The following is a 21,463-nucleotide window of genomic DNA, read 5'->3' as shown; positions in this document are numbered from 1 at the left end:
TCCCCTATTCCAGACACGAAAAGAATGATCCGTGCCTGCATTACGCGGATAGAAGACGCACGCGACCAGATTTTGCTTGCATAAGCGTATAAGGATATCTTTATACGACCCATGACACTGACCGCTGACCAGACTGTAGAAGCCCTGCGCGCCGCCGGCGAACCGACCCGCCTGCGCGTCCTGTCCCTGCTGGCTGCGGAAGAGCTGTCGGTGATGGAGTTGTCGCGCGTTCTGGACCAGAGCCAGCCGCGTGTCTCGCGCCATCTGAAGCTGATGGCCGACGCCGGGCTGATCGAGCGATTCCCCGATGGCGCGCGCGTCTTCTACCGCCTGTCGCACGACGCCCTGTCGCGGCGTCTAATCGACACCGTTCTGGACCTGCTGGACGACGGCGAGGGCGAGGCCGACCATCGCCGTCTGGACGAGGTGCGCAAGGAGCGCGCCATCGACGCCGCCCGCTATTTCGAACAGATCGCGCCCCAGTGGGACCAGATGCGCAGCCTCTATGTCTGCGAAAGCGCGGTCGAGGCGGCGGTCGCACGCGCGGCCGGGTCCGGCCCGTTCGAGCGCGTGGTCGATCTGGGCACCGGCTCGGGCCGGATGCTGACCCTGTTCGGCAAGCAGGCGAAGATGTCAGTCGGCCTAGACCTGTCGCAGAACATGCTGAACATCGCCCGCGCCAATGTCTCCAAGGCCGGGCTGGACAAGGTCGAGCTGCGCCACGGCGACATCTTCTCGACCCGCCTGCCGCACGAAAGCGCCGATCTGGTGATCGTCCATCAGGTGCTGCACTACCTGGCCGATCCCGCCGCCGCCGTGGCCGAGGCCGCGCGTCTGGTCATGCCGGGCGGCAAGCTGCTGATCGTCGACTTCGCACCCCACAAGTTCGAACACCTGCGCGAGGCGCACCAGCATCGCCGTCTGGGCTTCGCCGACGCAGAGATTCGCGAATGGCTGACCAAGGCGGGCCTGACGCCCTCGGCGCCCATCGCCCTGCCGCCCGATACCGAGGGCCTGACCGTTCACATCTGGACCGGCGAACGCGCCGCAAGCCCTGCCCGAAAGACCGCCTGATGGCTCCCTCCTCTCTCGCTGAAGCCCGCGCCCTGCTGCTGTCGCCGCTGGGCCCCGTCGCGCGCGCCGGATCGAACCGCAGCGCCGTCAATGTCTCCTTCGAGTTCTTTCCGCCCAAGACCGACGCGGCCGAGGCCAATCTATGGGCGGCGATCCGGCGGCTGGAGCCGCTGAACCCGGCCTTCGTCTCCGTCACCTATGGCGCGGGCGGCTCGACGCGCGAGCGGACCCACCGCACCGTCCAGCGCATCATCAGCGAGACGACCCTGCGCCCCGCCGCCCACCTGACCTGCGTCGAGGCCAGCCGCGCCGAAGTCAACGAGGTCATCGAAGGCTATAAGGCCATCGGCGTCGACCACATCGTCGCCCTGCGCGGCGACCCGCCCGGCGCGGCAGGCATCGGCGGCGCCTATACGCCGCGCGCCGACGGCTACGCCAACGCCACCGAACTGACCGCCGCCCTCAGCCGCATCGGCGGGTTCGAGGTCACGGTCGGCGCCTATCCGGAAAAGCACCCGGAAAGCCCGTCGATCGACCACGACATCGAGGTGTTGAAGGCCAAGGTGGACGCCGGCGCGACGCGCGCCGTGACCCAGTTCTTCTTCGACATCGAAGCCTTCCTGCGCTTCCGCGACCGGGTGCGAGCGGCGGGCGTGACCATTCCCCTGATCCCCGGCGTCATGCCGGTGTCCAACTTCGCGGGGCTGAAACGAATGACGGCGGCCTGCGGCGCGGCCCTGCCCGACTGGCTGGCGGGTCATTTCGATGGGCTGGACGACGACCCGGAAACCCGCAAGCTGCTGGCCGCCTCCATCGCCGCGGAGACCTGCGCCCGCCTGCAGGAAGAGGGCTTTTCGGACTTCCACTTCTACACCCTGAACCGGGCCGAGCTGGTCTATGCGATCTGTCGGGTGCTGGGCGTGCGTGAAACCAAGGCTGTTGCGTAGATGACTTCCCCCCTGACCCGCGCCGAACGGATCGCCGCCCTGCACGCGGCGGCGAAAGAGCGCATTCTGGTGCTGGACGGCAGCTGGGGCGTGATGATCCAGCGTCGCGATCTGACGGAAGAGGACTTCCGCGGCGAACGCTTCCGCGACCACAGCCATCCGCAAAAGGGCAACAACGACCTGTTGATCCTGACGCGGCCCGACATCGTCGCCGATCTGCACGAAGTCTATTTCGCCGCCGGGGCCGATATTTCGGAGACCAACACCTTCTCCTCGACCACCATCGCCCAGGCCGATTACGGGCTGGAAGACGCGGTCTATGACCTGAACTTCGAGGGCGCCCGCATCGCGCGTGAGGTCGCCGACCGCTGGACGGAGAAGGAGCCGCACAAGCCCCGCTTCGTCGCCGGCGCCATCGGCCCGACCAACCGCACCCTGTCGCTGAGCCCCGACGTCAACGACCCCGGCTATCGCGCCGTCACCTACGACGAGGTCTATGAGGCCTATAAGCAGCAGGCCCGCGCCCTGCACCACGGCGGCGTCGACATCTTCCTGATCGAGACGGTGTTCGACACCCTGAACTGCAAGGCCGCGATCAAGGCGATCAAGGATCTGGAGGACGAGGGGCTGGAGCCCCTGCCCCTGTGGATCTCGGGCACCATCACCGACCGCTCGGGCCGCACCCTCAGCGGCCAGACGGCGGAAGCCTTCTGGAACTCGGTGCGCCACGCCAGGCCGTTCGCCGTCGGTTTCAACTGCGCCCTGGGCGCCGAGCTGATGCGGCCGCACATCGCCGAACTGAGCCGCGTCGCCGACACCCTGGTCAGCGCCTATCCCAACGCCGGCCTGCCCAACGCCATGGGCCAGTATGACGAGCAACCGCACGAGACGGCCCACTTCCTCGAGGAATGGGCGCAGTCGGGTCTGGTCAACATCGTCGGCGGCTGCTGCGGCACCACCCCCGACCACATCCGCCACGTCGCCGAGGAAGTCGCGGACGTGACCCCGCGCGCCGTGCCGGAGCGCCCCACAGCCCTACGCCTGTCGGGCCTGGAACCCTTTGAACTGGTGTCGTGATGGCTAGACCTACAGTGGAAGAAGACAAATCTAAGCTACTGGCAGCGCTGGAAACGCTCGGTGGAAGTGCTGGGAACGGAGCACTTAAACGCAAGCTTGCTTGGCAAGAGGATCGATATTGGCGCACGAGGAACGCTCTTATTGAAGATGGAGCGCTGACGACTGGCCGAGGCAAGGGCGGAAGTGTTCAGCAAATTGGCTTAGACGCTCCTACAGCTCCAAGCAGTGCGACCTCCTCGCAATCGGAGGCGACCAAAGCGCGAGAAATCGATCACTATCCTGCTCTGGCCGAATGTATGCGGGACCATTGGCTACGTCGTCAGGGCATCGAGAACGCCCGTGCGAATATCTGCGCGCACCAAGGATCCAAATCGACTGGCGGAAAATGGAGCAGGCCGGACCTCATCGTTGCCTTCGTTGAAACGTATGAATACGTGCCTGGAAAGCGAATTAGCGTGAATACCTATGAGGTAAAAACCGGAGAGACTGTTGATATCACTGGCGTGTTTGAGGCTGCCGCGCATCGACGTACCGTACATAACTCTTACTTGATGGTGATCGGCGAGTTTGGTTCCGGCGATATCGAAGCAATCGTACGAGCCGCCTGTACGGAGCAAGGCGTAGGCCTGCTTCTGGCAGAAAAGGCTGACAAGGTAGAAACGTGGGAAGAACTTGTTCCTCCCAAAAGAAACGAGCCGGAGCCTCGCGACCTCAACAACACAATCTTCAATTTCTTGGACGACCGCGACTGGCTTAAGCGAGAAGTGCGCTGATGCGTCCTGTCTTCATCAACGTCGGCGAGCGGACCAACGTCACCGGTTCGGCCAAATTCCGTAAGCTCATCGTCGACGGCGACTACACCGCCGCCCTGTCGGTCGCGCGTCAGCAGGTCGAGGCGGGCGCCCAGGTCATCGACGTCAACATGGACGAGGGCCTGCTGGATGGCCCCGTCGCCATGCGCACCTTCCTGAACCTGATCGCGGCCGAGCCTGACATCGCCCGCGTGCCGGTCATGATCGACAGCTCCAAATGGGAGGTGATCGAGGCGGGCCTGAAGTGCGTTCAGGGCAAGCCGATCGTCAACTCGATCAGCATGAAGGAGGGCGAGGACGCCTTCCGCCACCATGCCGTCCAGTGCTTGCGCTACGGCGCCGCCGTGGTGGTCATGGCCTTTGACGAGGTCGGCCAGGCCGACACGGCCGCGCGCAAGATCGAGATATGCACCCGCGCCTACGACATTCTGGTCAATGAGGTCGGCTTCCCGCCCGAGGACATCATCTTCGACCCCAACATCTTCGCCGTGGCGACGGGGATCGAGGAACACGACAACTACGCCGTCGACTTCATCGAGGCGGTCAAGGTCATCAAGGCGACCTTGCCCCACGCCCGCGTCTCGGGCGGGGTGTCGAACGTCTCGTTCAGCTTCCGCGGCAATGAGCCGGTGCGTCGGGCGATCCACAGCGTCTTCCTGTACCACGCCATCAACGCCGGTCTGGACATGGGCATCGTCAATGCGGGCGACCTGCCCGTCTATGACGACATCGACGCCGAACTGCGTGAAGCCGTCGAGGACGTGATCCTGAACCGGCCGCAGCGGACCAATGTGTCCAACACCGAGCGACTGGTGGACATGGCGCCCCGGTACAAGGGCGAGAAGGGCGCGGCCAAGGTCGTGGACCTGAAATGGCGCGACGCCACCGTCGCCAAGCGCATCGAACACGCCCTGGTCCACGGCATCACCGACTACATCGTCGAGGACACGGAGGAAGCCCGCCAGGGCTCCGAGCGCCCGCTGCACGTCATCGAAGGCCCCCTGATGGACGGCATGAATGTGGTCGGCGACCTGTTCGGCTCGGGCCGGATGTTCCTGCCGCAGGTGGTGAAGTCGGCGCGGGTGATGAAGCAGGCGGTGGCCCACCTCGAACCCTTCATGGAGGCCGAAAAGGCCGGTCAGGAGCGTCAGGCCGCAGGCAAGATCCTGATGGCCACGGTCAAGGGCGACGTTCACGACATCGGCAAGAACATCGTCGGCGTCGTGCTTCAGTGCAACAACTACGAAGTCGTCGATCTGGGCGTCATGGTCCCGGCCGATCGCATCCTAGACGCCGCCATCGAGCACAAGGTCGACATCGTCGGTCTGTCAGGCCTGATCACGCCGTCGCTGGACGAAATGACCTTCGTCGCCGCCGAGATGGAGCGGCGCGGCTTCGACATTCCCCTGCTGATCGGGGGCGCCACGACCAGCCGCACCCATACGGCCGTGAAGATCGAACCGGCCTATCGCAAGGGCTCGACCACCTATGTCATCGACGCCAGCCGGGCGGTCGGCGTGGTGTCGGGCCTGTTGTCCCCCACCGACAAGGCCAAGAACGAGTCGGCCACCCGCGACGAATACATCCGCATCCGCGAGCAATACGCCCGCGGCCAGGAGGTGAAGGCCCGCGCCACCATCCAACAGGCGCGCGACAACCGCTGGCGGCCCGATGAGGCGCAACGCCCCGCCCCGGCGCCGTCCTTCCTCGGCGTGCGCGCCTATGAGGCGTGGGATCTTCAGGATCTAGCCGACCACATCGACTGGACGCCCTTCTTCGCCAGTTGGGAGTTGATCGGGCGCTATCCGCTGATCCTCGAAGACGAGATCGTCGGCGAGGCGGCCCGCGACCTGTTCCGCGACGCGCAGGCCATGCTGAAGCGCATCGTCGAAGAGAAGTGGTTCACGGCCAAGGGCGTCGTCGGCTTCTGGCCCGCCAACGCCCGCGACGACGACGTGGTCGTCTGGACCGACGAAACCCGCACCGAGGAAGCCGCCCGCTTCCACGGCCTGCGTCAACAAATCAAAAAGTCCAACGGCAAGCCGAACCTGTGCCTGTCCGACTTCGTGGCGGAAGACGGCGCTGATTATCTGGGCGCCTTCGCCGTCACCGCCGGTCATGGCGAGCTGGAAAAGGCGGCCGAGTTCAAGGCGGCGGGCGACGACTATTCCGCCATCATGGCCACAGCCCTGGCCGACCGTCTGGCCGAGGCCTTCGCCGAGCGGCTGCACAAGGAAGTGCGCACCCAGCTATGGGGCTATGTTCCCGACGAACAGACCTCGGTGCAGGATCTGATCGAAGAGAAATATCAGGGCATCCGCCCCGCACCCGGCTATCCGGCCCAGCCCGACCACACGGAAAAGGCCACCCTGTTCCGTCTGCTAGACGCAGGCGCCAACGCCGGGATGGAGTTGACGGAAAGCTTCGCCATGACCCCGCCCGCCTCGGTCAGCGGCCTCTACTTCGGCCATCCGGGCAGCCACTACTTCGGCGTCGGCAAGATCGATCGCGATCAGGTCGAGGACTACGCCGCCCGCAAGGGCTGGGAGGTGGAGACGGCCGAGCGTTGGCTGGCCCCGATCCTGAACTATGACCCGCTGGCGCTGGCTCGCGACAGCGCGGCCTAGGACACGCCCTCGCCGTGGCGGGCGATGGACAGGCGATCAACCTCAGGCGTTTCGCCGTGAATCTCTTGCGCGGCGCATCCAGCGACCAGGAAATCCAGCAGCAGCCGAACCGAAGGCAGAAGGCCGCGCCGCGACGGAAAGACCGCGTGGACGATCCATCGCTTGGGCCGCCAGTCCGGCAGCAGGTCAACCAGCCGTCCAGCGTCCAGGTCGCGCACCACCGCCACCGTCGGCAACAGGGCGACGCCCAGCCCCTGCACCGCGCCTTCGTGCAGCATATGCAGGTCGTCTGTGACCAGGCGCGGCGCATGGCGGACCGAGGCCGTCATCCCGTCCTTGTGGTGCAGGGCCCAGACGTGGTCGCGATGCGCCGGCCCGAAATCCAGACTGGGCCAGCCCGCCAGGTCGGCCGGGCCGGAAGGCGGCGCGAACCGCGCGATCAGATCGGGCGAGGCCACCAGGCGGTGCACGCTCTCGTCCAGCTTGCGCATGACCAGGTCGGCTGCTTCCAGCGGCGGCTCGCGCACGCGGATGGCTAGGTCGAAGCCCTCGCCGATGACGTCCACCCGACGACTGGTGCTGTGCAGATGCACCTCGACCTCGGGATAGACGGCCATGAAGCGCGCGATCAGCCCGCCCATCTGATAGGTCAGCAGCCCCGGCACGCAGGCGACGCGGATCACCCCGCGCGGCTGGGCGGCGACATTGTCGATCACCGCCTGAGCGGCCTCGGCCTCGACCAGCATGGCCAGGCAGTGGCGGTAATATTCCTGCCCGACCTCCGTGACCGAGAATTTGCGCGACGACCGCTGGATCAGGCGCGTGCCCAGTTGATCCTCCAGAAAGGCGATGCGTCGGCTGAGCTTGGACTTCTGCATGCCCAGGGCCCGCGCGGCGGGCGCGAACCCGCCGTGGTCCACCACCTGGACGAAGTAATAGAGGTCGTTGAGGTCTCTCATCGTTCTATTGATAGGACGCAGCGAGACGATTTAGCAATCTGCCCAGGTCGGCGTTCCAGGGCCATAAAGTCTCCAACGCGATCGGCGAGGCCCGGTCGCCACAGGAGACAACACCATGAAGAAGGTTCTCGGACGTTACGGCAATGATCGCGGCCACTGGGTCGGCGACGGCTTCCCGGTTCGCTCGCTGTTTTCCTATGACAGCGTCGGCAAGCAGGTCAGCCCCTTCCTGCTGCTCGACTACGCCGGTCCGCACAACTTCGAGCCGACCGACAAGCGTCGCGGCGTCGGCCAGCATCCGCACCGCGGCTTCGAAACCGTGACCATCGTCTATGACGGCGAGGTCGAGCACCGCGACTCGACCGGCCAGGGCGGCGTTATCGGCCCCGGCGACGTCCAGTGGATGACGGCCGGCGGCGGCATCCTGCACGAAGAGTTCCACTCGCCCGCCTTTGCGCGGACCGGCGGCCCCTTCCGCATGGTGCAGCTGTGGGTCAACCTGCCCGCCAAGGACAAGATGACCCGCCCCGGCTACCAGTCGATCCTGAACGCCGACATTCCGTCCGTCGCCCTGCCTGACAATGCGGGGACCGCGCGGATCATCGCCGGCGCGATGGAGGGCTCGAAAGGCCCGGCCAGCACCTTCACCCCCATCAATGTGTGGGACGTGCGGCTGAACCAGGACGCCGAGACGACGCTAAACCTGCCGGAAGGCCACACGGCCATCGTGGTGGTTCTGTCGGGCCGCGTCACCGTCAACGGCGACCAGCCTGCCGGCGCCGCCGAGGCCCTGCTGCTGGACCGCAAGGGCGACAGCGTGACCCTGCATGCCGATGCGGATGCGACGTTGCTGATCCTGACCGGCGAGCCGATCGACGAGCCCATCGTCGGCTACGGCCCGTTCGTGATGAACAGCGAGGACGAGATCCGCACCGCCATCACGGACTTCAACAGCGGCCGCTTCGGCGACATCCCGGCGGCCTGATCCCCACTCACGAAAACTTCAGGCCCGGTCTTCGGACCGGGCCGCACCCCCCGCCCCGAACGGACATTTGTCCGAGCGTGGCCCCCTGCCTGAAAGGAAAGACCCCCATGTCCGCTTCCACCCTGCCCGCCAACTTCAACGGCCAGCGTCCGGTCATCGACCCGAACGACGCCGTCATGCTGCTGATCGACCACCAGAGCGGCCTGTTCCAGACCGTGGCCGACATGCCGATGACGACCCTGCGCCGCCACGCCGCCGCGCTGGCCTCTATGGCCACCCTGGCCAAGCTGCCGGTCATCACCACCGCTTCGGTGCCCCAGGGCCCGAACGGCCCGCTGATCCCGGAAATCCACGCCAACGCCCCCCACGCCCAGTATGTGGCGCGCAAGGGCGAGATCAACGCCTGGGACAACCCCGACTTCGTCGCCGCCGTGAAGGCGACCGGCCGCAAGACCCTGATCATCGCCGGCACCATCACTAGCGTCTGCATGGCCTTCCCCGCCATCAGCGCCGCCTATGAAGGCTACAAGGTCTTCGTGGTGGTCGACGCCTCGGGCACCTATTCCAAGATGGCCCAGGAGATCACCCTGGCCCGCGTGGTCCAAGCCGGCGTCGTGCCGATGGACATGGCCGCCGTCGCCTCGGAACTGCAGAAGACCTGGCATCGTGAAGACGCCGCCCAGTGGGCCGAGGTCTACACCCAGATCTTCCCCCCCTACCAACTGCTGATCGAAAGCTACGGCAAGGCTCAGCAGGTCGCGACTGACCACGAGATCCTCGACTCGCAACGCGACTGACCAATGCGCGTCGGCTTCGCCTCGCCCCTTCAGACGGGGCGGAGCCGGCGTCATGCGCGCGCCTCGCCAAGGCGCAAATTCCCTCGGAAAGGAGCCATTCAATGGCCAGCGAACCGATCCGCGATCCGAAGTCAGATCACCTTCTGACCCCCGAAAACTCGGCCTTCGTCATCATCGACTACCAGCCGGTCCAGGTGAACTCCATCGCCTCGATGGACCGCCAGCTGCTGGTGAACAACATCGTCGGCACGGCCAAGGCCGCCGTCGCCTACGGCCTGCCGATCATCCACTCGACCGTCAACGTCGAGACCGGCTTGAACCAGCCGCCGATCGGCCAGCTCCGCAAGGTGCTGAAAGACTATCCGACCTATGACCGCACCACGATCAACTCCTGGGAAGACGTGGAATTCCGCAAGGCGGTCGAAGCGACCGGCCGCAAGAAGCTGATCATGACGGCCCTCTGGACCGAGGCCTGCCTGACCTTCCCGGCTCTGGACGCCCTGCGCGACGGCTATGAGGTCTATGTCGTGGCCGACGCCGTCGGCGGCACCTCGGTCGCCGCCCACGAGATGGCCCTGCGCCGCATCGAACAGGCCGGCGGCAAGATGATCTCCGTCCCGCAGCTGTTCTGCGAACTGCAGCGCGACTGGAAGCGTTCGGAAACCGTCCCCGCCTTCATGAACCTGTTCATCGAAACCGGCGGCACGGCCGGGATTCAGTTCTCCTACGACCGAGACTGATCCCTGGGGCGGCCCGCCTCCCCCGACGCGGGCCGCCCTTTTTTCTTTCCCCCAAGGAGACCGGCCATGGCCGAGCTGTTCATCACCGTCGGCCTGCGGGCCAAGACCGGCAAGGAAGACGCCCTGAGGCAGGATCTCGTCGCCGTCACCCAGACCTCCCAGACCGAAGACGGCGCCCTGCGCTACGAACTGTTCGAGGACAGCGACCAGCCGGGCCTGTTCGTCTTCTTCGAGCACTGGGCGTCCGAGGAAGCCCAATCGCAGCACCACAACCACGGGCCGCACATCCAGCATTTCCAGGCCAACGGCGCGGTCAATGTCGAGAAGATGGAGTTCCTCCACCGCCTGACCCGCGTCGCCTGACTCTTCGCCTCTTTTCATGACCCACGCCGAGGCCGCCATGATTTCTCGAAACGTCGCCGTCGCCGCCCTGGCTCTGCAACTGCTGGGCGTCGCCGCGCCTGCGGTCGCCCTGCCGACCCCGCCCGTTCAGGCCGCCGTCTCCGCGACCGCCCTACCCGCCTCCGGCGCCTACAAGATCGACCCGACCCACGCCCAGGTCCGCATGAGCTGGAACCACCTGGGCCTGTCGAACCCCGGCGCGGTGTTCGAGACGGTCGAGGGCGTCGTCCGCATCGATGAAGCGAACCCCGAACGCTCCAGCGTCGCGGTGCGCATTCCCGTCAACGGCGTGGACACCGGCGTGCCGCAACTGGACGCCGACTTCCTGACCGACAAATTCTTCGACGCGGCCCGCCACCCCGACATCACCTTCCAGAGCCGCTCGGTCGAGCGCGTGGGCCTGGGACGGGCGTTCAAGGTGCATGGCGACCTGACGGTGCGCGGCGTCACCCGTCCCGTGACCCTGGACGCCGTTCTGAACGGCGCGGGCGCCCATCCCATGGCCGGCGCGCCGGCGGTCGGCTTTGCAGCCACCGCCGTCCTGAAGCGTTCGGACTTCGGCCTGACTGTCGCCCTGCCCATGGTGAGCGACGAGATCAAGGTCGAGATCACCCTCGAAGCCGTCGCGGATCAAGCCGAAGCCTCATGACTGACCAATATCTGCTGATCGGCCGCATCCTTCTGGTCCTGCTTTTTCTTCAGAGCGGAATCACCAAGTCCATCCGCTTCCAGGAAGGGCTGGGCGAGGTGCGCGCCAAGAAAATCCCCTTCGCGCATCTGGCGCTGCTGGGCACCATCGTCCTGCAACTCGCAGGCAGCGCCCTGCTGATCGCGGGCTGGTTCACCACGCCCGTCGCCGCCCTGATGGCCCTGTTCACCCTGGCCACGGCGGTGGTCTTCTATGACTTCTGGAGCGTGAAGGGCGAGGCCCGCACCGCCGCTCTGAACGGTTTCTTCGAGCACATCAGCATCATCGGCGGCTTCCTGATCCTGATGGCCGCCGGGCCGGGACGCTTTGTGCTCTGACACAGTGCAGGTTACACTCAACACCATCTGGGAGCAGGAGAAAGCCCAATGATCGAACTCATCATCGAACAGCGCCGCCGTGACCTGGGAGGGTTCGAAGTCGGCCGCGTCCTGCCCTACGCCAAACGCCGCACGGTCGGTCCCTTCGTCTTCTTCGACCACATGGGCCCGGTCGACATGCCCGCTGGCATCCCCAAGACCGTCGATGTGCGTCCGCACCCGCACATCGGCATCTCGACCCTGACCTATCTGTTCTCGGGCGAGATCACCCACCGCGACAGCCTGGGCGTCCAGCAGGATATCCGCCCGGCCGAGGTCAACTGGATGACGGCCGGCAGCGGCGTCACCCACTCCGAACGCTTTGAGCGCGCGCGCCGCGAAGGCGCCCTGCTGGAAGGCATCCAGGCCTGGGTCGCCCTGCCGAACGGTCAGGAGGAGATCGATCCTTCATTCCAGCACGTCACCACCGCCGACCTGCCTACCTGGATCGAAGGCGGGGTCAAGGGCCGCCTGGCCGCCGGCGAGACCATGGGCATGAAGGCGGGCGTCAGCACCTTCTCGCCCCTGCACTACCTGCATCTGGATCTGGAGCCCGGCGCGCGTTTCCAGACCCCGACCGATCATTCGGAAAGCGCGATCTATGTCGTCCAGGGCCTGGTCGAGATCGACGACGGCCGCCCTCTGGGTCACGGTCAGATGGCGGTGCTGGAAAAAGGCGTCGCCTCGGTCATCTGCGCGCTGGAGCCGTCGACCGTCATGGTGCTGGGCGGCGAGCCGGTGGGCGAACGCTTCATCGACTGGAACTTCGTCTCCTCGTCGCAGGACCGCATCGAACAGGCCAAGGCCGACTGGCGCGCCGGGCGCATGAAGCTGCCGGACATGGACGATCAGGAGTTCATCCCCCTGCCGCCCGATCCGACGCCGCCCGCGCCGGCCATGTCCTGACCGGCGACGCTCTAATGGGCGACTGAGCTTGAAGGCCGACGCAGGATCGCCTGCGTCGGCCTTTTGCTTAGGCTCGAGCCGACGCAGGCGGCGGCGTGGTCGCGTCCGTATCTTCCTCGCCTCGCGACACCACCGTCGCGACGACCAAGTCGCCGGTGACGTTCAGCGAGGTCCGGCACATGTCCAGGAAGCGGTCGACGCCCAGGATCAGGCCGATTCCTTCCGGGGGCACGCCCACCATAGCCAGGATCATGGCGATGACCGGCAGCGAACCGGCCGGAACCCCCGCCGTGCCGACGCCGCCCAGGATGCAGACCAGCATGACGATCACCTGCTGGCCCAGTGTCAAATCCACGCCGAAGAACTGGGCCAGGAACAGCACCGTCACCCCTTCGAACAGGGCCGTGCCGTTCTGGTTGGCGGTGGCGCCGACGGTCAGGACGAAACGGGCGATCTTGCGCGGCAGACCCAGCTCCTGTTCGGCCACGCGCAGCGACACCGGCAGGCTGGCGTTCGACGAGGCGGTGGAGAAGGACACCACCATGGCCTCGCGAATGTCGCGGAAGAACTTCAGCGGCGACATGCCGCCGAACAGCCAGATCACCAGCGGATAGACCACGAACATATGGATCGCCATGGCGCCCACGGCCACGGCGACAAAGGCGCCCAGCCGGATCAGCAGCTCCCAGCCGAACAGGGCCGCCAGGTTGAACATCAGACAGGCGATGGCGATCGGCGCGATGCGGATGACGAGGTTGATGAGCTTCATCATCACCTCGAACAGCCCCTCGATGGTCTGTTGCAGCCGGTCGGTGGCCGGGCTCTTGGTCATGACCAGGCCGACGCCGAAGAACAGGGCGAAGACCATGACGGGCAGGATCTGGTTCTCGGCCGCCGCCGTGAAGACGTTGGAGGGGATCAGCTCCAGAAAGAAGTCGCCCGCCTGCACCGAGGTCGGCGCATTGCCGACGATGGACGCTGCGCCCGCACGCCCTTGGTCCAGCAGTTGTTGCGCCAGCGCAGGATCAACCCCGTCGCCGGGTCGGAAGACATTGACCATCACCATGCCGATCAGCACGGCGACGGCGGAAATGAAGACGGTGAATCCCAGGCTCTTGGACCCAGCCCGGCCCAGCGCCTTCAAGTCGCCCATCTCGGCCACCCCGATGACCAGGGCCGAGAACAGCAGCGGCAGAACCAGCATGAACAGCAGACGCAGGAAGATCTGCCCCGCCGGTCCTGTGATGTTGGAGGTCAGCCACTGCACCCAACCAGCGTCCCCTCCGACGGTCAGATTGACGATGAGGCCGCCCGTGAGACCGACCAGAAAACCGATCAGCATCAACACATGAAGCGGCAGTCCGCGCTTGGCCGTGATCTCCATCCGGTCCCTTTCCCTATTCCCTCCCCTTTGGACTAACGGACAGGAAGGCCATAGATCAACCCACTAGGTCGCGATGACCATTGAGCATTCAATCCGCGCTCGAGATCCAGAGACGACTGCGCGCCCAGATTCCGGTTGAATATCTCTCCGTAATTCCCGCCCGCAGAAACGGCGTCTTTGGCCCATGTTCTCGGCAGATCGAGGCTGGGTCCGAAGTCACCTTCATCACCCAGAAGACGCCTCACCCTGGGGTCCGCGGAATTCTTAGCCATGTCTGCGGCATTCTCGCGAGTAACGCCCAATTCCTCGGCCAAAATCAGGGCGTTGAGCGTCCAGCGGATCACTGCGGTCCAGCGGTCGTCACCGCTGCGCACCACCGGCCCCAGAGGCTCTTTCGAGATCACGTCCGGCAGGATGACATGCTGTTGCGGGTTCGGCAGGGTCGTGCGCGCCGCCGCCAGGGCCGAGATGTCGGCGGTGAAGGCGTCGCACTCCTCGCGCGCATAAGCCTGGCGCGCCTCGCCCTCGGTGGCGACGACGACGGCGCGATACTCGATGCCCCGTCGACGGAAATAGTCCTCGGCGTTCAGTTCGGTCGTCGAACCGGACTGGACGCAGATGCGAGCGCCGTTCAGTTCGGCCGCACTGCTCAAATTGAGCGCGCGCCGCACCATGAAGCCTTGGCCGTCGTAATAGTTGATCCCGGCGAAGCTGAGCTGCCCGCCGACATCGCGGCTCATGGTCCAGGAGGTGTTGCGCCACAGCACGTCCACGCGCCCCTCTCGCAAGGCGTCGAACCGCCGCTCCGCTGTCAACGGCACGAAGCGCACGGCGTCCGGATCGCCGAAGATGGCGGCGGCCGTAGCGCGGCAGAAGTCGACGTCAAAGCCCCGCCAGGCGCCGCGATTGTCCGTATAGGCGAAACCGACCAGCCCTTCATGCACGCCGCAGTTCAGACGGCCGCGCTGGCGCACCGCCGCCAGGGTCGGGCTGGGCTGCGCCTCGGTTGCTGTGGTCGGCGCCTGGCGTGAAGGCTCGCGCGGTTCCGGCGCCTGCGGCTCGGTCGATCTCTGACAAGCGCCTGTCGCCAGGGCCAGCATCGCCGCCACGCCCGCCGTCGCTCCCGCGCCGCCTCGCCATCTCCGCATCCGATCCACCGCTCCGTCTTGCGCCCCGGAACAGTTTAGAGCCCTCTAGGCGCCGAACCGCAACCCGCCGGAGCCTTCATGCCGCCCATTTCCGACCGAACCCGGCTGATCGCCAGCGCCACGCGGCGCGGCCAGGGCCGCCGCCCGGTCAATCCCCCGGTGGAGCGCGCCTCCACCATGCTCAGCGACGATCCGGCGCGGATGCAGGATGCGTCGGACGGCCCCGTCTATGGTCTCGACGGCACGAGCGCGGCGCGCGAACTGCGCGCCCTGTTGGCTCAGATGGAGGGCGGCGCCGACGCCTTCCTGGTTCCCTCCGGTCTGGCGGCCGTGACCGTGCCCCTGACCGCCCTGCTGCGCCCCGGCGACGAGGTGCTGACCACCGACGCCGTCTATGGTCCCACGCGCCGCTTCCTGACCCGCCACCTCGCCGCGCGCGGGATCACCGCCCGGTTCCACCCCGCCGACGCCTCGACCGAGGCCGTTCTGGCCGCGCTCACCCCACGCACCCGACTTCTGCTGATCGAGGCGCCCGCCTCCTTGACCTTCGAGATTGCGGACGCCCCGGCCCTGGCCGCCGCCTGCCGCGAACGCGGCGTGCTGACCGTCATGGACAACACCTGGGCCGCCGGTCTGGCCTTCCGGCCGCTGGCGCACGGCGTCGATGTCAGCGTCCAGGCCCTGACCAAATATGTCGGCGGCCATTCCGACCTGCTGATGGGCGGGATCGCCGCCAGCACGCCGCACATCCTGCGCGCCATCGCAGACGCCATCGAGGACATGGGCTGGCACGTCTCGCCTGACGACGCCTGGCTGGCGCTGCGCGGCATCCGCACCCTGCCCCTGCGCTATGAGGCCCAGGCCCGCTCAGCCCTGGCGATCGCACAGTGGCTGAAAGCCCAACCGGAGGTCGCCGACGTCCTCTATCCGCCCCTGCCCGGTTCGATCGGCCATGAGCTGTGGCGGCGCGACTTCGACGGCGCGGCCTCCCTGATGGGCGTGGTCATGAAGGGCGGCGACACAGCGGCGGCCCACGCCTTCATGCGCGCGCTCAGCCTGTTCGGCATGGGCTATTCCTGGGGCGGATTCGAGAGCCTGATCACCCACGAAACACCACAACTGGCCTATCGCCAGCACACGCCCGGCTTGCCGGGCCAGCTGCTGCGCCTGCACATCGGGTTGGAAGATCCCGCCGACCTGACGGCCGATCTCGAAAAGGGATTGAAGGCATGGCGCGCCCAGCAGGACTCGAACCTGCAACCGTCCGCTTAGAAGGCGGGTGCTCTATCCGGTTGAGCTATGGGCGCGGAAGGCCGCAGTTCGGACTTAGTGCGTCCAGGACTGCTTGCGGTTGGTGGCGAAGTTGTCGGCGTAGGCCTTGATGATGACCGGCGCCTCGTTCGGCTCATGCAGGCGGAAGGCGATGCCGTGGCGTTCGGCGTAATCGACCGCCTCTTCCTTGGTATCGAAGGACAGGCGGACCTGGCCGTTCATGTCGGTCGAGCTGGTCCAGCCCATCAGCGGATCGATGGTGCGGGCCGAGGCGGGCTCGAACTCCAGGCGCCAGTCGCGCGCCTTGGCCTTGCCGGACTGCATCGCGGTCTTGGCCGGGCGGTAGATGCGAGCGAGCATGGACGGAATCCTTCGGACGGGGAACTCGCGGGGTGCATACCCCGCCGCCGCCGCCCGGTCCAGACGCCGAAGGGCTTCTCAGGCCGCCAAAGGTCAGGCCGCCAGAGACGATGAGCCCGCGTCGATCCAGCGGCGCGCGGCGCGCTGCGCCTCGGCGATCTCGTCGTGCTCCATCTCCTGGCTGATGTCGCGGCGGTATTCCCGCGCCTCGATCGAGCCCTTCATGGAGGCCAGGTTGAAGATCATATGGGCCGACACCCGGTCGATCGGGCACCCGTCCAGTCCCGCCGAATAGGCCAGGCCCAGACGGAACAGGGCGTCGCCGTCCATGTCGGGCGTGGGCAACGGCAGCATGTCTTGCGCCTGAGGCGCGTGATCCAGCGGATTCATCTGCAATCCTCCTATGCGGCGTCGTTCTGACCCCGCTATCGGACACGCATTCAAATATCGTCGGTTTAAAATTAGCGTTAACGCGCTCAGAGACCCCGTAGCGCGGCCCTTGTCCGCACACTGACGCAAGCTGAAAGGCCGGTTCAGCGGCGGTTCATTCGCTCGGACTGAATGTCGACCCCAGACAGGGATTTCGCTTCTTGAATGGAGTTGCCAAATGAACCGCCTGACCAAGGCCGCCGTCGTCGCCCTCGCCCTGGCGACCACGGCCGCCCCCATGATGGCCCAGGCGCAGGATCACCGCGGAGACCGCCGCGAGTGGCGCCAGGACCGTCGAAACGACCACCGTGAGTGGCGTCAAGATCGACGCGACGACCATCGTGAATGGCGCCAGGATCGACGCGATGACCGCCGTGACTGGCGTCAAGACCGCCGTGATGACCGCCGCGATTGGCGACAGGACCACCGCCGCTACGATCGCTGGAGCCGCGACAACCATAACTGGTGGCGCGGCCGGCCCGAGTTCCGCGACTATCGCGGCGCCCGCAACGGCTACTGGTATGCGCCGGGGCATGGCTATTACCGCGTGGAGCCGCGCTACTACGGCTATCGCTGGCGCACGGGGGGCTATCTGCCGCCCGCCTATCGCTCCTATTACGTCAACGACCCCTACTTCTATAATCTGAGGCCGGCGCCGCGCGGCTACCGTTACGTCCACGCCGGCAACGACATCCTGCTGATCGCAGTCGCCACAGGCCTGATCGCCAGCGTGTTGAGCGACGTCTATTAAGAGGCTTTGAACCAAGGTTTCGCTTCGCCCCGCAAGGCTCTGTCTTGCGGGGCTTTTTTCATGACAATGCTCTGCGATCGACGTTCAGCAGCAATTCATGGCCCAGCGCCCATTCTGTCCGCAAGCCGTCCAAGTTCGGACGTGCGAGGACTTCGACCATGAAACGCTCCCTTCTCATGTTCGCGGCGGCCGCCACCTTCCTCGTGCCCGCCGCGGCCCCCATGGCTGTTCTGGCCCAGGATCGGCCGCAGATGCGCGAGGACGGCCCGCGCCGATCCGAACGCGGCCAGCCGCAGCGCCAGCATCGCGACGCCGATCGCCCGCGCCAGGAAGGCCCTCGCCCGGAACGCCGTCCCGATGGGCAACGACCTCAACGACCGGAGCACAGGCCGGAACAACGGCCAGAACAACGACCGGACTGGAACCGCCCCGACCGCCCCAACCGACCGGACCGGCCGCAACGCCCTGATCGGCCGGACCGACCTCAGAGACCGGATCAGCCGCGGCCTGACAGACCCAATCGCCCTGATCGACCCGACGGACATCGTCCCGACTGGAATCGACCGGATAATCATCGTCCAGATCGCCCCCAGCGCCCGGATCGACCGGACTGGAACCGACCGAACCGGCCTGACTCACACCGGCCTGATCGACCGAACCGACCGGACTGGAACCACCCCGGCCGTCCTGACGCCCACCGCCCCAACAGGCCGGATCGCCCCGGCCAGTGGAACCGGGACCGCGACTATCGTGAGTTCCACAACCGCTGGAACCGCGACCAGTGGCGCCGCGACTGGGATCGTCGTCACCGCAGCGACTGGTGGCGCCATGACCAGCGCTTCCGCAGCTGGAACGGCGTGCGCATCGGCTTCTATTTCGCGCCCGGCTACGGCTACTACAGCGTGCCGCGCAGCTATTGGAACCGGCAGTACTATGTCGGCCAGTATCTGCCGGACGTCTTCTGGCGCTATCAGGTGAACGACTGGCGCACCTACGGCCTGGGCTATCCGCCGCCGGGCACGCGATGGGTCTACGTCGACAATGCGATCTATCTGATCGACGACTACGACGGCTACATCATCGAAGTCGTCCGCGACGCCTGGCGCTGGTAAGCGCCAGAAAAGCACAACGGCCGCCTCTCCAGAGACGGCCGTTTTCGCGTGAGATTCTTTGTCCGACCTCTCACCGAGGGGATACGGCGCGGCGTGCGTAAGGATACATGCGCCGCCCAGCGAGCCATATGACACAGTCGCTCGATTCCCGGCGCGAAACAGATGCGCATACAGGGACAAGGCTATGAACGGCGGGCATCAGGGACACCTTCCTTCCAGCGGCCGAGCGATGGTCATATCGGCATGGTTGACTGGCCTCTACTTCATCGCTGAACTGGTAATTGGGCTGTGGACCGGCTCTATCGCCGTCATTTCCGACGCTTTTCACACATTCTCCGCCGTGGGCGGGGTCATCGTTGCCCTTGTCGCAACGAAGCTTGCGCGCCGATCAGCCGACGAGAGCCGCAGCTTCGGCTGGTTCCGAGCCGAGATAATAGGCGCGCTGGTGAACGGCGGTTTCCTGTTGGCCATGGCCATAGTGGTCATCGTCATGGCGGCCATGCGGTTGTCCGAGCCGGTTCATCTGCCTACAGGCCCGATGCTGTGGGTAGCGGCAGGCGGTCTGCTGACAGAATTCGTCGCGTTGGGGCTGATGTGGCGTCAAAGCAAAGACGACCTAAACATGCGAGGCGCCTTCTGGCACGTCATACAGACCTTCGTCGGCAGTCTGCTGATCATCGTGACAGCCCTGATCATCCGGTTCACGGGATTCCTGCTGATCGACCCGCTTCTCGGTATGGCTTTTGGATTTGTGCTGATCTGGGCGAGCTGGGGCATATTGCGCGATGCCGCTCACCTGTTGATGGAGGGTACTCCGCCAGGTGTCAGCCTGTCACAAATCACAGAAGCTCTCGCCGAGGTCGAGGGCGTGGCTGACGTCCATCACGCACACGCCTGGGCGCTAACCAGCGGCAAACATGTTTTTTCCAGCCACATCCGGGTCTCCAAAGGCAGCGACCCACAAAACGTGCTGTTCACCGCTCACGCATTGCTGCGTGAGCGGTTCGGTTTCTTTTTCGTCACCGTCCAGGTGGAAGACCGCTGCCTCGACGAAAGCGGCGCAGAACAGATTGATGTGATGCGACCGATTAAAGCCCACCACTGACGTTCCTGTCAGAGCTTACAGCCCCAGCTTGGCCTTCAGGATGTCGTTCACTGCGGCCGGGTTGGCCTTGCCGCCGGTGGCCTTCATGACCTGACCGACAAACCAGCCGATGGCCTGGGGCTTCTCGGCGACGGCGGCGGCCTTGTCCGGGTTGGCGGCGATGATCTCGTCCACCGCCTTTTCGATGGCGCCGGTGTCCGTGACCTGCTTCAGGCCGTGCTTCTCGACCACCTCGGCGGGCGAGCCTTCGCCGTTCCACACGTAGTCGAAGACTTCCTTGGCGATCTTGGACGAGATGACGTCCGTCTCGATCAGCTCGACCAGCTGGGCCACATGGGCGGCGGGCAGCGGGTTGTCGCTGAAGTCCTTGCCGTCGGCGGCCAGGCGGGCCGAGACCTCGTTCGTCACCCAGTTGGACACCAACTTGGCGTCGCGGCCCTTGGCGGCGGCCTCGAAATACAGGGCCTTGGCCTGCTCCGAGATCAGCACGCCCGCGTCGTATTGCGACAGGCCGTATTCGCTCATGAAACGGCGGCGCTTGTCGTCGGGCAGTTCCGGCAGGTCAGCCTTGATGGCGTCGATCCAGGCCTGTTCCAGCACCAGCGGCAACAGGTCGGGATCGGGGAAGTAGCGATAGTCCTGCGCCTCTTCCTTGGAGCGCATGGAGCGCGTCTCGCCCGCCGTCGGATCGTACAGACGGGTCTCCTGCGTGATCGAACCGCCGTCTTCGAGGATCTCGATCTGGCGGCGCGCCTCATACTGGATCGCCTGAGAAATGAAGCGGAAGCTGTTGACGTTCTTGATCTCGCAGCGCGTGCCCAAGAAGCTGAAGTCGCCCGTTTCCTTGAACTTGTCGTAGTTCCCGGCGCGGCAGACCGACACGTTCACGTCGGCGCGCAGATTGCCCTTCTCCATGTCGCCGTCGCAGGTGCCGAGGTAGATCAGGATGGTCCGGATCTTCTTGACGTAGGCGACCGCCTCTTCCGGCGTGCGAATATCGGGGCGCGAGACGATCTCCATCAGCGCCGTGCCCGCCCGATTCAGGTCGACGTAAGACTCGGTCGGCGACAGGTCGTGGATCAGCTTGCCCGCGTCCTGTTCCAGGTGCAGGCGCTCGATGCCGACGTTGAAGAAGCTGCCGTCCTCGGCCTCCACCTCGACCACGCCCTCGCCCACGATAGGGTGATAGAGCTGGCTGATCTGATAGCCGGTCGGCAGGTCGGGATAAAAGTAGTTCTTGCGGTCGAACTGGCTCTTCAGATTGATCTGGGCGCGCAGACCCAGACCCGACTTCACCGCCTGCTCGACACAATACTTGTTCAGGGTCGGCAACATGCCGGGAAAGCCCGCGTCGACCAGCGACACCTGCTCGTTCGGCCCCGCGCCGAAGCCGACCGCCGCGCCCGAGAACAGCTTGGCGTTCGAGGCGACCTGGGCGTGGATCTCCAGACCCATGACGATTTCCCAAGCGCCCGTGCGGCCTTGGATCAGTTTGGAGTTGTCAGTCATGC

Annotated in this window: 22 protein-coding genes and 1 tRNA gene; 16 read left to right on the top strand and 7 right to left on the bottom strand. The window is 65.7% G+C overall.

The features are described 5' to 3' along the window. Positions 1–111 precede the first annotated feature (111 nt). Genes B2Y21_RS15775 through metH form a run of 5 tightly spaced genes read left to right on the top strand, consistent with a single transcriptional unit; the run spans position 112 to position 6,537 of the window. Complete coding sequence (locus B2Y21_RS15775; RefSeq protein WP_125900922.1) at positions 112–1,074, top strand: ArsR/SmtB family transcription factor; 963 nt, start codon at positions 112–114, stop codon at positions 1,072–1,074. Then, a complete protein-coding gene (gene metF, locus B2Y21_RS15770; RefSeq protein ID WP_292060794.1) occupies positions 1,074–2,021 on the top strand; it encodes a methylenetetrahydrofolate reductase [NAD(P)H] in 948 nt (315 codons plus the stop codon). Before B2Y21_RS15775 ends, metF begins: the two co-directional genes overlap by 1 nt. After that, positions 2,022–3,098, top strand: a complete 1,077-nt coding sequence (locus B2Y21_RS15765; RefSeq protein WP_292060793.1) for a homocysteine S-methyltransferase family protein — start codon at positions 2,022–2,024, stop codon at positions 3,096–3,098. Positions 3,099–3,112: 14 nt separating this feature from the next. Continuing rightward, on the top strand, positions 3,113–3,871 hold the full coding sequence (locus tag B2Y21_RS15760; protein ID WP_143276785.1) for a hypothetical protein: 759 nt from the start codon (positions 3,113–3,115) through the stop codon (positions 3,869–3,871). Next, entirely contained in the window at positions 3,871–6,537 is a 2,667-nt protein-coding gene (gene metH / locus B2Y21_RS15755) for a methionine synthase (RefSeq protein WP_292060791.1), read from the top strand. The genes B2Y21_RS15760 and metH overlap by 1 nt, the downstream gene beginning before the upstream one ends. Here the strand turns inward: metH and B2Y21_RS15750 are convergent. Beyond that, the gene (locus B2Y21_RS15750) at positions 6,534–7,496 is read right to left on the bottom strand and encodes a LysR substrate-binding domain-containing protein (protein ID WP_292060790.1); all 963 of its coding nucleotides are present in this window, start codon (positions 7,494–7,496) and stop codon (positions 6,534–6,536) included. The genes metH and B2Y21_RS15750 overlap by 4 nt on opposite strands. Positions 7,497–7,611: 115 nt before the next feature. Between B2Y21_RS15750 and B2Y21_RS15745 the strand changes: the two genes are divergently transcribed. From B2Y21_RS15745 to B2Y21_RS15715, 7 genes are all read left to right on the top strand, one after another. After that, complete coding sequence (locus tag B2Y21_RS15745; protein WP_292060789.1) at positions 7,612–8,481, top strand: pirin family protein; 870 nt, start codon at positions 7,612–7,614, stop codon at positions 8,479–8,481. Positions 8,482–8,588: 107 nt separating this feature from the next. Continuing rightward, positions 8,589–9,278, top strand: coding sequence for a hydrolase (locus tag B2Y21_RS15740; protein ID WP_292060788.1), 690 nt, complete (start codon positions 8,589–8,591; stop codon positions 9,276–9,278). Between the two features lie 101 nt (positions 9,279–9,379). After that, on the top strand, positions 9,380–10,018 hold the full coding sequence (locus B2Y21_RS15735; protein WP_125901593.1) for a hydrolase: 639 nt from the start codon (positions 9,380–9,382) through the stop codon (positions 10,016–10,018). A gap of 66 nt (positions 10,019–10,084) precedes the next feature. Beyond that, positions 10,085–10,381: a putative quinol monooxygenase gene (locus B2Y21_RS15730; RefSeq protein ID WP_292060787.1), complete on the top strand. Its 297-nt coding sequence runs from the start codon at positions 10,085–10,087 to the stop codon at positions 10,379–10,381. Between the two features lie 16 nt (positions 10,382–10,397). Next, complete coding sequence (locus B2Y21_RS15725) at positions 10,398–11,069, top strand: YceI family protein (protein ID WP_292060786.1); 672 nt, start codon at positions 10,398–10,400, stop codon at positions 11,067–11,069. Continuing rightward, a complete protein-coding gene (locus tag B2Y21_RS15720) occupies positions 11,066–11,446 on the top strand; it encodes a DoxX family protein (protein ID WP_292060784.1) in 381 nt (126 codons plus the stop codon). Before B2Y21_RS15725 ends, B2Y21_RS15720 begins: the two co-directional genes overlap by 4 nt. 48 nt (positions 11,447–11,494) lie before the next feature. Next, positions 11,495–12,391, top strand: coding sequence for a pirin family protein (locus B2Y21_RS15715; RefSeq protein ID WP_292060783.1), 897 nt, complete (start codon positions 11,495–11,497; stop codon positions 12,389–12,391). A 67-nt stretch (positions 12,392–12,458) separates the two neighbouring features. Here the strand turns inward: B2Y21_RS15715 and B2Y21_RS15710 are convergent, their stop codons facing one another. Next, positions 12,459–13,775 carry a dicarboxylate/amino acid:cation symporter gene (locus tag B2Y21_RS15710; RefSeq protein WP_292060781.1) on the bottom strand — a complete coding sequence of 439 codons (1,317 nt, stop codon included), beginning with the start codon at positions 13,773–13,775 and terminating at the stop codon, positions 12,459–12,461. A 32-nt stretch (positions 13,776–13,807) separates the two neighbouring features. After that, positions 13,808–14,923, bottom strand: a complete 1,116-nt coding sequence (locus B2Y21_RS15705; RefSeq protein ID WP_292060779.1) for an amino acid ABC transporter substrate-binding protein — start codon at positions 14,921–14,923, stop codon at positions 13,808–13,810. Positions 14,924–15,001: 78 nt separating this feature from the next. Between B2Y21_RS15705 and metC the strand changes: the two genes are divergently transcribed. After that, positions 15,002–16,195 (top strand): cystathionine beta-lyase, encoded by a 1,194-nt coding sequence (gene metC, locus B2Y21_RS15700; protein WP_292060813.1) that lies wholly within the window; start codon positions 15,002–15,004, stop codon positions 16,193–16,195. On the opposite strand, the gene B2Y21_RS15695 is transcribed toward metC, so the two are convergent. The 3 genes from B2Y21_RS15695 to B2Y21_RS15685 all read right to left on the bottom strand — a co-directional run bounded on the left by B2Y21_RS15695 (position 16,154) and on the right by B2Y21_RS15685 (position 16,945). Next, positions 16,154–16,230, bottom strand: a tRNA-Arg gene (locus B2Y21_RS15695). The genes metC and B2Y21_RS15695 overlap by 42 nt on opposite strands. 19 nt (positions 16,231–16,249) lie before the next feature. Continuing rightward, positions 16,250–16,555: an ETC complex I subunit gene (locus B2Y21_RS15690; protein WP_087141176.1), complete on the bottom strand. Its 306-nt coding sequence runs from the start codon at positions 16,553–16,555 to the stop codon at positions 16,250–16,252. A gap of 93 nt (positions 16,556–16,648) precedes the next feature. Next, positions 16,649–16,945 carry a sel1 repeat family protein gene (locus B2Y21_RS15685; protein WP_292060776.1) on the bottom strand — a complete coding sequence of 99 codons (297 nt, stop codon included), beginning with the start codon at positions 16,943–16,945 and terminating at the stop codon, positions 16,649–16,651. A gap of 217 nt (positions 16,946–17,162) precedes the next feature. Between B2Y21_RS15685 and B2Y21_RS15680 the strand changes: the two genes are divergently transcribed. The 3 genes from B2Y21_RS15680 (at position 17,163) to B2Y21_RS15670 (ending at position 19,952) form a co-directional block, all read left to right on the top strand. Then, positions 17,163–17,735: an RcnB family protein gene (locus B2Y21_RS15680; protein ID WP_292060774.1), complete on the top strand. Its 573-nt coding sequence runs from the start codon at positions 17,163–17,165 to the stop codon at positions 17,733–17,735. Between the two features lie 158 nt (positions 17,736–17,893). Further along, a complete protein-coding gene (locus B2Y21_RS15675; protein ID WP_292060772.1) occupies positions 17,894–18,847 on the top strand; it encodes an RcnB family protein in 954 nt (317 codons plus the stop codon). A gap of 184 nt (positions 18,848–19,031) precedes the next feature. Next, complete coding sequence (locus B2Y21_RS15670; protein ID WP_292060771.1) at positions 19,032–19,952, top strand: cation diffusion facilitator family transporter; 921 nt, start codon at positions 19,032–19,034, stop codon at positions 19,950–19,952. 15 nt (positions 19,953–19,967) lie between these two features. On the opposite strand, the gene gatB is transcribed toward B2Y21_RS15670, so the two are convergent. Beyond that, entirely contained in the window at positions 19,968–21,461 is a 1,494-nt protein-coding gene (gene gatB, locus B2Y21_RS15665) for an Asp-tRNA(Asn)/Glu-tRNA(Gln) amidotransferase subunit GatB (protein ID WP_292060770.1), read from the bottom strand. Between the last annotated feature and the right edge of the window lie 2 nt (positions 21,462–21,463).

Source organism: Brevundimonas sp. UBA5936 (assembly GCA_002430835.1).
Lineage (GTDB): Bacteria > Pseudomonadota > Alphaproteobacteria > Caulobacterales > Caulobacteraceae > Brevundimonas.
This window is presented reverse-complemented; position numbering and strand designations above follow the sequence as displayed.

Bases quoted from the DNA above. Each gene is read 5' to 3' on its own strand.
- B2Y21_RS15775 (WP_125900922.1), top strand. From the start codon at position 112: ATGACACTGACCGCTGACCAGACTGTAGAAGCCCTGCGCGCCGCCGGC.
- metF (WP_292060794.1), top strand. From the start codon at position 1,074: ATGGCTCCCTCCTCTCTCGCTGAAGCCCGCGCCCTGCTGCTGTCGCCG.
- B2Y21_RS15765 (WP_292060793.1), top strand. From the start codon at position 2,022: ATGACTTCCCCCCTGACCCGCGCCGAACGGATCGCCGCCCTGCACGCG.
- metH (WP_292060791.1), top strand. From the start codon at position 3,871: ATGCGTCCTGTCTTCATCAACGTCGGCGAGCGGACCAACGTCACCGGT.
- B2Y21_RS15750 (WP_292060790.1), bottom strand. From the start codon at position 7,496: ATGAGAGACCTCAACGACCTCTATTACTTCGTCCAGGTGGTGGACCAC.
- B2Y21_RS15745 (WP_292060789.1), top strand. From the start codon at position 7,612: ATGAAGAAGGTTCTCGGACGTTACGGCAATGATCGCGGCCACTGGGTC.
- B2Y21_RS15740 (WP_292060788.1), top strand. From the start codon at position 8,589: ATGTCCGCTTCCACCCTGCCCGCCAACTTCAACGGCCAGCGTCCGGTC.
- B2Y21_RS15735 (WP_125901593.1), top strand. From the start codon at position 9,380: ATGGCCAGCGAACCGATCCGCGATCCGAAGTCAGATCACCTTCTGACC.
- B2Y21_RS15730 (WP_292060787.1), top strand. From the start codon at position 10,085: ATGGCCGAGCTGTTCATCACCGTCGGCCTGCGGGCCAAGACCGGCAAG.
- B2Y21_RS15725 (WP_292060786.1), top strand. From the start codon at position 10,398: ATGACCCACGCCGAGGCCGCCATGATTTCTCGAAACGTCGCCGTCGCC.
- B2Y21_RS15720 (WP_292060784.1), top strand. From the start codon at position 11,066: ATGACTGACCAATATCTGCTGATCGGCCGCATCCTTCTGGTCCTGCTT.
- B2Y21_RS15715 (WP_292060783.1), top strand. From the start codon at position 11,495: ATGATCGAACTCATCATCGAACAGCGCCGCCGTGACCTGGGAGGGTTC.
- B2Y21_RS15710 (WP_292060781.1), bottom strand. From the start codon at position 13,775: ATGGAGATCACGGCCAAGCGCGGACTGCCGCTTCATGTGTTGATGCTG.
- B2Y21_RS15705 (WP_292060779.1), bottom strand. From the start codon at position 14,923: ATGCGGAGATGGCGAGGCGGCGCGGGAGCGACGGCGGGCGTGGCGGCG.
- metC (WP_292060813.1), top strand. From the start codon at position 15,002: ATGCCGCCCATTTCCGACCGAACCCGGCTGATCGCCAGCGCCACGCGG.
- B2Y21_RS15690 (WP_087141176.1), bottom strand. From the start codon at position 16,555: ATGCTCGCTCGCATCTACCGCCCGGCCAAGACCGCGATGCAGTCCGGC.
- B2Y21_RS15685 (WP_292060776.1), bottom strand. From the start codon at position 16,945: ATGAATCCGCTGGATCACGCGCCTCAGGCGCAAGACATGCTGCCGTTG.
- B2Y21_RS15680 (WP_292060774.1), top strand. From the start codon at position 17,163: ATGAACCGCCTGACCAAGGCCGCCGTCGTCGCCCTCGCCCTGGCGACC.
- B2Y21_RS15675 (WP_292060772.1), top strand. From the start codon at position 17,894: ATGAAACGCTCCCTTCTCATGTTCGCGGCGGCCGCCACCTTCCTCGTG.
- B2Y21_RS15670 (WP_292060771.1), top strand. From the start codon at position 19,032: ATGAACGGCGGGCATCAGGGACACCTTCCTTCCAGCGGCCGAGCGATG.
- gatB (WP_292060770.1), bottom strand. From the start codon at position 21,461: ATGACTGACAACTCCAAACTGATCCAAGGCCGCACGGGCGCTTGGGAA.